Genomic DNA, 12,366 nt, shown 5'->3' with positions numbered 1-12,366 from the left:
AGATCCAACAGTGGCCACGGGAACGCAGGAACGGTCGTCCCGGCCACCACCTAGCGAGGCGCCGCGATGTACCAAGTGAATAGCGCAACTCATCCAGTTTGCTATCGGCGCTTTCCTGGAAAACCTTGAGAAAAATCCGACCACCAAGACGGCAGGCACGCCTTGACGCCGCCCCGCTTTCCTTGCAGAATCGCACCACAATCTGTCTGACAGCCTTACATATTAATCGATGACCGTCCTGAGCCGCCCCGCCTCGCTTGCCGCGCGTATCGCCGACGCCCTGCGCGCCGACATCGCGGCCGGCCGCTTTGCCGCCGGTGCCCGGCTCCCGGCTGAAGCCGCCCTTGGCGAGACCTTTGGCGTGAGCCGCCCCATCGTCCGTGAGGCCATCGCACAACTGAAGGCAGACGGGCTGCTGGTAACGCGCAAAGGCTCTGGCGCCTATGTATCGGACACGCCCGGCGGCCAGGTGTGGCGCATGCCCCCCGAACTGCAAGGCGGCCCGACCCCGGCCCAGCTATTCGAGTTGCGCATGGTGGTGGAATGCGCCTGCGCCGAAATGGCCGCGCAGCGCCGCACCGACGAAGACCTGCAAGCCATCCGCGCCGCGCTGGCCGCGATGCGCGAGCACGCCAAGGACTTCACCAGCGCCGCAGCCGCCGACGTAGCGTTCCACCACGCCATCGCGCAGGCCGCGCACAACCCCTGCTTTACCGGCCTGACGGATTTTGTCGGCCAGCACATGCTGGCGGCGCGGCAAACCGCCTGGGAAAACGCCGCCCGCTTTCGCGGCGGCTCGCAGGGCGCCGACAGCGAGCACACCGCGCTGGTGGAGGCCATTGCCGCCGGCAACGCCAGCGCGGCGCGGCAGGCCGCACGCAGGCACCTCGGCGCGGCAGCCAAGCGCATGGGGCTGACTTTGCGTTAAGCCCTGGCGCGCAGAGCGCAGGGCCTATCTATCCACGGCACAACACGATCCAGGGACCCGCGGCACGCACCGCCTGACAGGCGCCGGCCGCATCAGCAGAGAACGACAATGGAACAAGTAGATTGCGTGGTAATCGGCGCGGGCGTAGTGGGCCTGGCCGTGGCGAGACAACTGGCCATGCAGGGCCGCGAAGTCATCATCCTGGAAGCCGAGAACGCCTTCGGCACCATCACCAGCGCGCGCAACAGCGAAGTGATCCACGCCGGCATCTACTATCCGGCCGGCTCGCTCAAGGCCACGATGTGCGTGCGCGGCAAGGCCATGCTGTACGAGTACTGCGCCTCGCACCACATCCAGCACCAGCGCTGCGGCAAGCTGATCGTAGCCACCACCGAGGCTCAGGTCGCCACGCTGGAAGGCATCCGGGCCAAGGCCGCGGCCAATGGCGTGCATGACCTGCAGTTGCTCAGCCAGGCCGAGGCGCAGGCGCTGGAGCCGAACCTGCAATGCCGCGCCGCCCTGCTCTCCGCGTCCACCGGCATCGTCGACAGCCATGGCCTGATGCTGGCCTTGCTGGGTGACGCTGAGAACGCCGGCGCCATGCTGGCGGTGCAGTCGCCCGTGGCCGGCGGCGCCGTAATGCCGGATGGCATCCGCCTCGACGTGGGCGGCCAGGACGACGCGGCGGGTACCACGCTACTGGCCCGCACCGTGATCAATTCGGCCGGCCTGACCGCGCCAGCGCTGGCGCGCAGCATCAAAGGCATGCCTGCCGCACATGTTCCACCGCAGTACTACGCCAAAGGCTGCTACTTCACGCTGGCCGGGCGCGCCCCCTTCTCGCGCCTGATCTACCCGGTGCCGGAGGCCGCCGGCCTGGGCGTGCACCTGACGATCGACCTGGGCGGCCAGGCGCGCTTCGGCCCCAATGTGCGCTGGATCGACGAGATCGAGTACGGCGTGGACCCGGCCGATGCCGACAGCTTTTACGGTGAAGTGCGGAATTACTGGCCGGGACTGGCCGATGGCGCGCTGCAGCCGGGCTATGCCGGCATCCGCCCCAAGATCAGCGGTCCGGGCGAGCCCGCGGCGGATTTCCGCATCGATGGCCCGGCCACCCATGGCGTGCCCGGGCTGGTCAACCTGTTCGGCATCGAGTCGCCCGGGCTGACCTCGTCGCTGGCGCTGGCCGAGCACGTGGCAAGCCTGCTGTGAAACCCTGAACGATCCGAACGCCGGCGCCCGTCAGCGCCCGGCCGCGGCGGCTTGCGCCCTGGCGTCGGAAGCCGCTTCCGTACGGAAGGTCATGAACGCGCACAGGGCGCCGCCTGCCGCCGCCAGTGCCGCCAGCCCGAACGTGTGAGCGGGCCCGAGTGCCTTCCACGTCCACCCCATCGCCAGCCCGCCGCAGGTGCCGCCAAGGCCGTAGGAAAGGCCGGTGTAAAGGGCCTGGCCACGCCCCTGCAAGGGACCCGCGAACCAGCGCTGCAGGCGCTTCAGGCTAGCGCTATGGTGCGCGCCGAAGGTGGCCGCGTGCAGCACCTGCACCAGCGCCATCAGCCATGACAACTGGGCAAAATAGCCGGTCAGGCCAAAGCGGATCGCGGCCAGCACGAAGGTGCCGGCCAGGATGGTACGCAACGGTACGCTTGCGAACAACCGCCCCTGGTAAAAGAAGAAAACGATCTCGGCCACCACGCCGATGGTCCACATCACGCCGATAGCAAACTTGCTGTAGCCAAGCTGCTCCAGGTACAGGGAATAGAACACGTACAGCGCGGCGTGCGCGAACATCATCAGGAATGCCGAGCCGAAGAACCAGCTCACATCCGGACGGCGCAGCAGCGGCAGCGCCGGCGGCGGCTTGACGCGCGGCCCGTCGTCGGGCGCGTCGCGCATGCCGAACACCACCACCAGGAACAGCGCCAGCATGGTGCTCGCCAGCCACGGGAACACCTCCATGCCGTAGCGCTCGAACAGCGCCCCGCCCAGCAGCACGGCCGCGATAAAGCCGGCCGAGCCGAACATGCGGATGCGCCCGTAGCGGTAATCGAAGGCGCCGTAGCGGCGCAGCGTGGAGATGGTGAGCGCGTCGCCCAGTGGAGACATGGCGCTGGTGATCAGGTTCAGCCCGATCATCATCGCCATCATGCCGCCATAGCTGGTGACGCCGGGCACCATCAGGAACGCCAGCAAGGATGTCACAGCGGCCAGGCGCAGCAGGCGCACGCGGGTGTGCATCACGTCGGACAGCCAGCCCCAGAAATACGGGCCGACGATGCGGCTGACCTGGAAGCAGGCCATCAGCACGCCGATCTGCACCGGGGAAAAACCGCGCCCGGCGAAGAACAGGCTCACATAGGGGGAGATGACGCCGACGTAGCCATAATAGCCAAGATAAAACAGGCCAAAGCGCGTCTCGGAGACGCGCCCGGCACCCGCGGCGCGGTCGTGTTGTTCCGCCTGCGCCAACTCAGCGCGACTGGCCGGACTGCGGCGACTGGGCGGGAATGCGCGGGGTATCGACCTTGACGTCGCCGCACTGGGCGCGGTGGCGCAGTGCATGGTCCATCAGCACCAGCGCCAGCATGGCTTCGGCGATGGGGGTGGCGCGGATCCCCACGCAGGGATCGTGGCGGCCGAAGGTTTCCACCGTGGCGGGCTGGCCTGCCTTGTCGATGGATTCGCGCGGGGTGCGGATGCTAGAGGTGGGCTTGATTGCCAGCGAGACGGTAATGTCCTGGCCGGTCGAGATGCCGCCAAGCACGCCGCCGGCGTTATTGCCACGGAAGCCTTCTGCGCTGAGCGAGTCGCCATGCACGCTGCCGCGCTGGCTCACGCTCTCGAACCCCGCGCCGATCTCCACGCCCTTGACGGCGTTGATGCCCATCATGGCATGCGCGATGTCGGCATCGAGCTTGTCGAACAGCGGCTCACCCAGGCCCACCGGCACATGGCTCGCCACCACCTCGATGCGCGCGCCGACGGAGTCGCCGTCGCGGCGCAGCGCGTCCATATAGGTTTCCAGCTCCGGCACGATCTCCGCATTGGGGGCAAAGAAGGGATTCTGCGGCACTTCCGCCCAGTCCACGAACGGCACGCGGACTTCGCCCAGCTGCGACATATAGCCCCGGATCTCGGTGCCGTACTGCTCGCGCAGCCACTTCCTGGCCACGGCCGCCGCCGCCACCACCGGCGCCGTCAGGCGGGCCGACGAGCGGCCGCCGCCGCGATAGTCGCGGATGCCGTACTTCTGCCAATACGTGTAGTCGGCGTGGCCCGGGCGGAAGGTCTCGACGATATTGCCGTAGTCCTTGCTGCGCTGGTCGGTGTTGCGAATCAGCAGGCAGATTGGCGTGCCGGTGGTCTTGCCCTCGAACACGCCGGAGAGGATCTCGACCTGGTCGGGCTCCTGGCGCTGCGTGACATGGCGCGAGGTGCCGGGCTTGCGGCGATCCAGGTCGATCTGGATATCGGCTTCGGTCAGTTCCATGCCCGGGGGGCAGCCATCCACCACCGCGCCGATGGCCGGCCCGTGCGATTCGCCGAAAGTGGTGACAGTGAAGAGCAGGCCGAGAGTATTGCCGGACATGATGGAAGGCCGCGCAGGGCGTGAGAATTGGGGAACGGGCTACATTGTAAGGCTTTTGCCGCCCTTCCGGCCCGCCCCGGCTATCGCTCAGGGCGCGGGCACCGCCTGCAAGTCCGGATAGAAGCGCTCCCGCATCCGCGCCACGTAGGCCACCAGGCTGGGGTGGGATTCGGCGGCGGTGCGGATCGGCGTGTCGAACAGCGGGCACAGCGCGCCGGCCATGAAGGCGAAGACAGTGGCATCGGCACCGCAAGGCTTGTCGCCCATCAGGTAGGGCTGGCTGCCCAGCACGTCGGCCACGGCCGCCACATCGCGGCCGGCGATCGCAGCCAGATCGGCCGGGCTATGGCGCCCAAGCCCCTGCGCCCACAGGATGCGGCGGATCTTCGAGCGCACAAAACGCATCGCCAGCCCGCGCACCGGCCACGGCACGGCGCGAAAGAACGTCGCCGGGCCCCGGGCAAAATTGGCATCGTGGTTCCAGCGCGCGTCGGCCACCGCCCAGTAGAAGTTATCTTCCAGCATCTTCTCGACCGCCCAGGCCGTGCCACGCTGGGACTGCGTCAGCCCTTCATCGAAGTCGATGTGGTAGGTCTTCTCCAGGTGCCAGCGGATCAGCGTGGAGTCCGCCACCACGCGGCCCTCGTCGTCAAGATAGGGCAGCTTGCCCTTGGGTGCGCGCCGCAGGCCGCCCTGCGCAGCGCGGTACGGCAGCCCCGCGAGCTTGAGCAACATGTCGGCCTTGGTGACAAAAGGGCTGGGGTCTGGCAGGCCGAAGGCCGGCCCGAAGGTGTAAAGCGTGATCATGGTTGCCGCCTCCCGCTTGCCGTTAGCGCCACTCGCCGCGCAAGCCCTGCACCACCTGCTGCAGGCACTCCGGCGTGGCCAGTTCCGGCGCGATCGGGTCGCCCACGACCAGTTCCAGCCGGTTCAGGATGCCGCGCCGGAATGGCCGGGACATGGCGTTGCCACCCTTGCGGGAGAAAAAGCTGCCCCACAGCCCGCGCAGCGCCATCGGCACGACCGGCACGGGGGTGCGCCGGATGATCTGCTGCACGCCCTGCTTGAAGGGATTGAGCTCGCCGGTGGCCGTGATCTTGCCCTCCGGGAAGATGCAGACCAAGTCGCCGCCGGCCAGCGCCCGCGCGACTTCGTCGTAGGCGCGCTCGAGCATGACCGGGTCCTCGTGCGCCGGCGCGATCGGGATCGCCTTGGCCTGGCGGAAGAACCACGACATCAGCGGCACCTTGAAGATGCGGTGATCCATCAGGAAGCGCACCGGCCGCGGGCTGGCGGCCATCAGCACCACCGCATCGGCAAAGCTGACGTGGTTGCACACCAGCACCGCCGCGCCCTCGGCCGGGATGTGCTCGGCATTGACGCGCTTCAGGCGATACACCGTATGCACCAGGATCCAGGCAATGAAGCGCAGCAGGAATTCCGGCACCAGCGAGTAGATGTAGATGGCAACCACCGCGTTGAGCAGCCCCACCACCAGGAACAGCTGCGGAATGCTGAATCCGGCCTGGGTCAGCACCACCGCCAGCAGCGAGGAGCCGATCATGAAGAAGCTGTTGAGGATGTTGTTGGCGGCGATGATGCGGGCCCGGTGCGTCGGCGCGCAGCGGCTCTGGATCAGCGCATACAGCGGCACACTGTAGAAGCCACCGAACATCGCCAGCAGGAACAGGTCGATCAGCACGCGCCAGTGGCGCGGGTCGGCGGCAAAGCCGGCCAGCCCGGACAGCTCGCTGTGCCGCTCGCCGTTGCTGGCGAAGAACAGGTCGACAGCGAACACCGTCATGCCAATCGAGCCGAACGGCACCAGGCCGATCTCGACATGCCGCCCGGAGAGCCGCTCGCACAGCAGCGAGCCGGTGCCGATGCCCAGCGAGAACACCGCCAGCAGCAGCGTCACCACATTCTGGTCGCCGCCCAGCACGTCCTTGGCAAAGCTGAAAAACGAGGTGAGGAAGGTCGCGCCCAAAAACCAGAGCCAGGAAATCCCCAGCAAGCTCAGGAACACCGTGCGGTCGGTGCGCGCCAGCTTGAGGTTGCGCCAAGTCTCGGTAAACGGGTTCCAGTTGATGCGCAGATCAGGTTGCGGCGCCGGCGAGTCCGGCACGCGCGCGGACACCATGCGGCCGGCCAGCGCCAGCAACACGCAGGCTGCGCCGACATAGAACGGGCCCACGATCTTTTCGCCATGGGTCAGCCCGGCCAGTTCGCCGCCAAGCAGGGTGCCGAGCAGGATGGCCACGAAGGTGCCCATCTCCACCAGGCCGTTGCCGCCCACCAGCTCAGTCTCGTCCAGGTGCTGCGGCAGGTAAGCAAACTTGACCGGGCCAAACAGCGTCGAGTGCAACCCCATCAGGAAGGTGCCCGTGTAGAGCAAGGGCGCGCTATGCATGGCAAAACCCGCCAGCCCCAGCAGCATGATGGCGATTTCCAGCGTCTTCACCAGCCGGATCAGCCGGGACTTCTCGATCTTGTCGGCGATCTGGCCGCTGGTGGCCGAGAACAGCACGAACGGTGCGATAAAGATGGCCGAGATCAGGAATGCCGCGCTCTTGGCGTCAACACCGTCGAACAGGGCCGTATGGTAGGTGACCAGCGAGGTGAAGGCGACCTTGAACAGGTTGTCGTTCATCGCGCCCAGGAACTGGGTCCAGAAGAACGGCGCGAAACGGCGCGTGCGGAGCAGACGGAATTGGTTTTGTTGGCTCATGTAGCGCTCATGTAGCGGTCGGCTCAAAAAGATGCCGCGTCGATGCGCGGCATTTACCACTTAGTTGGACTACGGGCGCGCCCCAGGGGGGCGCAGCCCGTAGCGCCTCGATCGGCACAACCCGGCCGCCGCTACGTTGCGCCTCTCGCGCCAAGGGCGGCTCAATCGGTCTTTTCTTCCGGCCAGTCGCGGATGTAGGCCTTGAGCATGCGGTTCTCGAAGCTCTGCTCTTCCACCACGGCCTTGGCCACATCGTAAAACGAAATCACGCCCATCAGCGTCCGGTTGTCCAGCACCGGCAGGTAACGGGTGTGGCGCTCCAGCATCATGCGGCGGACTTCATTGACGTCCGTCTCCATGGTGCAGGTCAGCGGCGCGTCGTCCATGACCTTGCGCAGGCTGGTGGTGCCGACGTTGCCGCCGTTGGCGGAGAGCGTCTTGATGATCTCGCGGAAGGTCAGCATGCCGACCAGGTCGCCGTATTCCATCACCACCAGCGAGCCGATATCGTGCTCTGCCATGATGTTGACCGCCAGCAGCAATGACGTTTCCGGCTTCACGGTATAGAGCGTGTTGCCCTTGATCTGCAGGATGTCGCTGACTTTCATGATGGTCTCCGCTTCTCTGAATCTGCTGTTTTGCTGTTTATTACCTGCCGCTGCCGGCATGGCCTGATGCGCCGATCCTAGCCGAAACCAGCGGCCCAAGTAAAGCACGGGCCGCCACCGGGGCCGCCGAGGCTATTTGCCGTGCCCCCGGCGGCAGCGGATGCTACGATGCGATCCGGAGACAACTCTAGCCCTTGAAGCCATGTCCGGTACCCGTTTCGACACCCTGGCGCTGCATGCTGGCGCCGCCCCCGACCCCGCCACGGGGGCGCGGGCCACGCCCATCCACCTGACGACATCCTTCGTCTTCAAGGACAGCGAGCACGCCGCCTCGCTGTTCAATATGGAACGCGCTGGCCACGTCTACTCCCGCATCTCCAATCCAACGGTCGCCGTCTTCGAGGAGCGCATCGCCGCCCTGGAGAACGGCGCCGGCGCGATCGGCGTGGCTTCGGGCCAGGCCGCGCTGCATCTGGCGGTGGCGACGCTGATGGGCGCGGGCTCGCACATCGTGGCGTCCAGCGCCCTGTATGGCGGCTCGCACAACCTGCTGCACTACACGCTGCGCCGCTTCGGCATCGAGACCACCTTCGTGCAGGCGCGCGACATCGACGCCTGGCGCGCGGCCATCCGGCCCGAGACCAAGCTGCTGTTCGGCGAGACCCTGGGCAACCCCGGGCTGGACGTGCTCGACATCCCGACCCTGGCGCAGCTCGGCCAGGACAACGGTATCCCGCTGCTGGTCGACTCCACCTTCACCACGCCCTATCTGCTCAAACCCTTCGACCTTGGCGCCGGCCTGCTCTATCACTCGGCCACCAAGTTCCTGGGCGGCCATGGCACCACCATCGGCGGCGTGCTGGCGGAAGGCGGCACCTTCGACTTCGAAGCCTCCGGGCGCTTCCCGGAGCTGTCGGAGCCCTACGCTGGCTTCCACAACATGGTCTTCACCGAGGAGAGCACGGTGGCGCCGTTCCTGCTGCGCGCGCGCCGCGAAGGCCTTCGCGACTTCGGCGCCTGCCTGAGTCCGATGGCCGCCTGGCAACTGCTCCAGGGCATCGAGACGCTGCCGCTGCGCATGGCCCGCCATGTGGACAATGCGCGCCGCGTGGTGCAGTTCCTGGTGTCGCACCCGATGGTCGAGTCGGTCGCCTATCCGGAGCTGGAATCCCACCCGGACTACGAACTCGCCAAGCGCCTGCTGCCGCGCGGCGCGGGCGCCGTGTTCAGCTTCAACCTCAAGGGCAACCGGGCCGCGGGCCAGCGCTTCATCGAAAACCTGGCGCTGTTCTCGCACCTGGCCAATGTGGGCGATGCCCGCTCGCTGGTGATCCACCCGGCCTCCACTACCCACTTCCGCATGGACGCCGCGGCACTGCAGGCGGCTGGCATCAGCGAAGGCACCATCCGTCTGTCGGTCGGACTGGAAGACCCGGACGACCTCATCGACGACCTCAAGCGCGGCCTCAAGGCAGCCGAGAAAGCCATGAGCGCCAAGGGAGGGCAAGCCTGATGGAACTGACGATCGCAGGCCACAAGGCCTACGCCTACACCGGCGGCAAACCCTTCGACCCCACGCTGCCCTGTGCCGTGTTCGTGCACGGCGCGCAGAACGACCACAGCGTCTGGGCCCTGCAGACGCGCTGGTTCGCCAACCACGGCTTCAGCGTGCTGGCGGTGGACCTGCCTGGCCACAACCGCAGCGAAGGCATGCCCCTCAAGACGGTCGAGGCGATGGCCGACTGGGTGATCGAGCTGGTGCGCGCAGCCGGCGTCAGCGCCCCCGCGCTGGTCTTCGGGCACAGCATGGGCTCGCTGATCGCTCTGGAAACGGCCGCCCGCCACCCTGACGCGGTGCGCGGCATCGCCCTGCTTGCCACGGCCTACCCGATGAAAGTCGCCGACGCCCTGCTCGACGCCTCGCTCAACCGCGTGGACCAGGCCATCGCCATGGTCAACGCGTGGTCGCACTCCAGCCTCGCCAACAAACCCTCCTCCCCGGGACCGGGCTCGTGGATGCAAGGCGGCAGCCAGCGCCTGATGGAACGCGTGGCACAACGCAACCCCGAAGGCCACGTCTTCCACAACGACTTCTCGGCCTGCAACGCCTACGCCAACGGCGACGCCGCGGTGGCCGCCGTGCGCTGCCCCGCCCTGTTCATCAGCGGCAGCAAGGACATGATGACCTCGCCCAAGGCCGCCCAGGCGCTCGCCGCCAGGATGGCATCGGCCAGCACGGTCACGGTGCCCTGCGGGCACGCGCTGATGGGGGAAAGGCCGGATGAGGTACTGGACGCGCTGGCAGCGTTCGCGCGCAAGGTGGTAGCGGCAGGGTGAAGGCCGAAGCATAGCGAGCGCCCGCCCTCTCCCCCGGCCCCTCCCACAAGTGGGAGAGGGGAGCCAACCAGCGGCAAGATCAACCAACTGTGGTAACCGTGTTTCCCGCCCGAAAGGGCGGAAAACACACACGCGCGATGCGAAGCGAGCCGTCAAGGTTCACCTAGGCCGTATGGGGCGCCTTCTTTGCCTACTTTCTTGGCAAGACAAGAAAGTAGGTCGCCGCCCCGCAGGGGTGGTGAAACTGCAGTTGAAGTTGCCCTTGACATTAAACAATTGCAGTTACAGTCACCCCCCACCTAAACTAAAAATCCCCGAACACCCCACAGGCCCCCGCCATGCCCCAGGCCCACCCCCGTGAGTTCGAGAATTTCGCCGCCTTCTACCCCTTCTACCTGAACGAGCACCGCAATCCCACCTGCCGCCGCCTGCATTTCGCCGGCTCCAGCGTGGCATTGCTGTGCCTGCTTGCACTGCTGCTCAGCGGCAACTGGTGGTGGCTGGCAGCGGCCGCCGTGTCCGGCTATGCCTTCGCCTGGGTCGGCCATTTCGGCTTCGAGAAAAACCGGCCCGCCACCTTCCGCCATCCCATCTACAGCCTGATGGGCGACTGGGTGATGTACGGCGATATCTGGCGCGGCAGGATTCCCTTCTAGGCCTGCGCGGCCATCAGACCTGGCCGTGCCAGCCGGGCGGCACCACCTCCAGGGTGCGCCGCGCGGAATCGGCGGGGCGTTCCTGGGCGGCCGTCCCGGTCTGCGCTTGCGCCTGCTGGTCCTGTTGCTGGCGCCGGAACACGGCCTCCAGCGGCTGGTCCAGACGCGGGTTGTCCAGCACCTGCTTGAGCGCATCGGCGCCCTGCAACTGCTGCGCCAGCGCCGTGCGCGGCAGGCGCGGCAGGTTCAGCACCAGCCGGTCGTGCAGCGTGCGCAGCGTCACCTGGCCCGGATCGCACAGCAGCGCCCAGTGCGCCTGGCCGCGATCCTGCGCCAGCCTGCCGATCAGATGCATGCCCTTGAGCTTGCCGAGCAGGCCAGCCAGGTAGTCCGCCTCCACCCGCAGCTTGCGCCCCAGGTCGAGCTCGCCGACGCTGCGCGGCACTTCGTCCCGCGCCCGATAGAGCAGGTAGAGCACGCCCAGCGCGTCGAAGAACTCGCTGCCGGCAAAGGTGCGGCGGCGCCAGTAGCCCTGCCGGATCACCGGCAGGTTGGCAGCGATGGTGGCGCCCAGCAGCGTCACCAGCCAGCTCAGGTAGATCCACAACAGGAAGATCGGCAGCGCGGCAAAGGTGCCGTAGACCGCGGTGTAGGTCGGGATATGGGTGACGAAGTAGCCGAAGCCGCGTTTGGCCAGCTCGAAGGCCAGCGCTGCCACCAGCCCGGCGGCGATCGCGTCGCGCCACTCCACGTTGGCGTTGGGCACGGCCGTGTAGAGGAAGGCAAAAGCGAGCGCCGACAGCAGTACCGGCGTCAGGCCGACCACCAGCCCCAGCCCGAATGGCATGGTGCCGACATAACCAGCCGAGACCGAAATCAGGTAGGAGCTGATCGACAGGCTGGCGCCGATCAGCACGGGGCCCAGTGTCAGCACGGCCCAGAACACCAGCACGCGCTGCGCCAGCGGGCGGCGTTGCTTGACGCGCCAGATCGCGTTGAGCGCGTCCTCCACCGTCAGCATGGTGAGCACCGAAGTCACCATCAGGCCACCCAGGCCCACCGCCGTCAGGCCCTTGGCATTCTTGGCGAACTGGCCAAGGTAGCTGGTGATGGAATTGCTGACGTTGCCAGGAATCAGGTTCTGGAACAGAAAGGATTCGGTCGCGCTGCGAAACTCCCGGAACACCGGGAAGGCCGCCAGCAAGGCGAAGGCCACCGTCAGCACAGGCACCACCGCCAGTACCGTGGTGAATGTCAGGCTGGCCGCGACCTGCGGCAAGCGGCCTTCGCCGGCGCGGCGCAGTGCGTAGCGCGTGAGCGCGCGTAGTCTTTGCAGATTCCATTCCCTGCGCAGGCGAACGATGCGGGCGGCAAACATGCGGGGGCAAACTCCTTACCGGATTCCGTGGCGAGGCCGCAACTATAATACGCGCATTGCCCTCGCGCGCCGCGCAAGGCACAAACCTGGCCTGCCTCCCGGGACCGCTCCATCCTGGCGCCACCCCGGTTACACCGTC

The 12,366-nt window shown here is 67.1% G+C and carries 11 protein-coding genes; 5 read left to right on the top strand and 6 right to left on the bottom strand.

What is annotated here, in order from left to right:
* Positions 1-229: 229 nt before the first annotated feature.
* Positions 230-928, top strand: a complete 699-nt coding sequence (locus tag F7R26_RS06800; RefSeq protein WP_150983913.1) for a FadR/GntR family transcriptional regulator — start codon at positions 230-232, stop codon at positions 926-928.
* Between the two features lie 108 nt (positions 929-1,036).
* The gene (locus F7R26_RS06795; RefSeq protein ID WP_150983912.1) at positions 1,037-2,143 is read left to right on the top strand and encodes an NAD(P)/FAD-dependent oxidoreductase; all 1,107 of its coding nucleotides are present in this window, start codon (positions 1,037-1,039) and stop codon (positions 2,141-2,143) included.
* 30 nt (positions 2,144-2,173) lie between these two features.
* On the opposite strand, the gene F7R26_RS06790 is transcribed toward F7R26_RS06795, so the two are convergent.
* The 5 genes from F7R26_RS06790 to F7R26_RS06770 form a co-directional block, all read right to left on the bottom strand.
* Positions 2,174-3,400 (bottom strand): MFS transporter, encoded by a 1,227-nt coding sequence (locus F7R26_RS06790; protein ID WP_241754444.1) that lies wholly within the window; start codon positions 3,398-3,400, stop codon positions 2,174-2,176.
* A 1-nt stretch (position 3,401) separates the two neighbouring features.
* Positions 3,402-4,520, bottom strand: a complete 1,119-nt coding sequence (gene aroC / locus F7R26_RS06785; protein WP_150983911.1) for a chorismate synthase — start codon at positions 4,518-4,520, stop codon at positions 3,402-3,404.
* 87 nt (positions 4,521-4,607) lie between these two features.
* A complete protein-coding gene (locus tag F7R26_RS06780) occupies positions 4,608-5,327 on the bottom strand; it encodes a glutathione S-transferase C-terminal domain-containing protein (protein WP_150983910.1) in 720 nt (239 codons plus the stop codon).
* A 22-nt stretch (positions 5,328-5,349) separates the two neighbouring features.
* The gene (locus tag F7R26_RS06775; RefSeq protein WP_150983909.1) at positions 5,350-7,248 is read right to left on the bottom strand and encodes an MFS transporter; all 1,899 of its coding nucleotides are present in this window, start codon (positions 7,246-7,248) and stop codon (positions 5,350-5,352) included.
* Positions 7,249-7,409: 161 nt separating this feature from the next.
* Complete coding sequence (locus tag F7R26_RS06770; RefSeq protein ID WP_006163173.1) at positions 7,410-7,856, bottom strand: CBS domain-containing protein; 447 nt, start codon at positions 7,854-7,856, stop codon at positions 7,410-7,412.
* Positions 7,857-8,058: 202 nt separating this feature from the next.
* Here F7R26_RS06770 and F7R26_RS06765 point away from each other — a divergent pair, with 202 nt between their 5' ends.
* From F7R26_RS06765 to F7R26_RS06755, 3 genes are all read left to right on the top strand, one after another.
* The gene (locus F7R26_RS06765) at positions 8,059-9,369 is read left to right on the top strand and encodes an O-acetylhomoserine aminocarboxypropyltransferase (protein ID WP_150983908.1); all 1,311 of its coding nucleotides are present in this window, start codon (positions 8,059-8,061) and stop codon (positions 9,367-9,369) included.
* Positions 9,369-10,193 carry an alpha/beta fold hydrolase gene (locus F7R26_RS06760; RefSeq protein ID WP_150983907.1) on the top strand — a complete coding sequence of 275 codons (825 nt, stop codon included), beginning with the start codon at positions 9,369-9,371 and terminating at the stop codon, positions 10,191-10,193. Before F7R26_RS06765 ends, F7R26_RS06760 begins: the two co-directional genes overlap by 1 nt.
* Positions 10,194-10,531: 338 nt before the next feature.
* Positions 10,532-10,849 carry an Mpo1-like protein gene (locus tag F7R26_RS06755; protein ID WP_150983906.1) on the top strand — a complete coding sequence of 106 codons (318 nt, stop codon included), beginning with the start codon at positions 10,532-10,534 and terminating at the stop codon, positions 10,847-10,849.
* A 13-nt stretch (positions 10,850-10,862) separates the two neighbouring features.
* Here F7R26_RS06755 and F7R26_RS06750 read toward each other — a convergent pair whose 3' ends face one another.
* Positions 10,863-12,227 (bottom strand): YihY family inner membrane protein, encoded by a 1,365-nt coding sequence (locus F7R26_RS06750; RefSeq protein WP_150983905.1) that lies wholly within the window; start codon positions 12,225-12,227, stop codon positions 10,863-10,865.
* Positions 12,228-12,366: the final 139 nt, after the last annotated feature.

The sequence above is a fragment of the Cupriavidus basilensis genome (assembly GCF_008801925.2).
Classification (GTDB): Bacteria; Pseudomonadota; Gammaproteobacteria; order Burkholderiales; family Burkholderiaceae; genus Cupriavidus; species Cupriavidus basilensis.
The sequence above is the reverse complement of the archived record's forward strand: the minus strand, read 5'-3'. Positions and strand labels throughout refer to the sequence as shown.